The 269-nt window shown below is 56.9% G+C and carries 1 protein-coding gene; it reads right to left on the bottom strand.

All coding sequences use genetic code 11. The annotated features are described in order from the left end of the window. A partial coding sequence (locus tag GYRE_RS14330) for a glycine/sarcosine/betaine reductase component B subunit (protein ID WP_038256158.1) occupies positions 1–269 on the bottom strand: 269 nt, incomplete at both ends.

Here is a 269-nt window from a genome sequence, read left to right as displayed (position 1 = left end):
CCGAACCCTTCCTCAGTGATAATCGCCCCGTCGAGCTGCATCTGTTCGGCGAGCTTAGCGACCATATCGGATGAACGCACTTTGTCGCTGAGGGTCACGTTCTCATTGGTGAGGATCACGCCGATAAAGTTGAGATCTTTCCCGTGACGGCGATAGAGCGCCTGAATCACCGGGTTGTTCTGGTGGCTCCAGGTGGTGTTCTTATCGCAGGCAGAAACGCAGTTGCCGCTGACAATCGCCCCGTCCATCGCCTCCGTCGGGAACATCAG

The sequence above is a fragment of the Yokenella regensburgei ATCC 49455 genome (assembly GCF_000735455.1).
Classification (GTDB): Bacteria; Pseudomonadota; Gammaproteobacteria; order Enterobacterales; family Enterobacteriaceae; genus Yokenella; species Yokenella regensburgei.
This window is presented reverse-complemented; position numbering and strand designations above follow the sequence as displayed.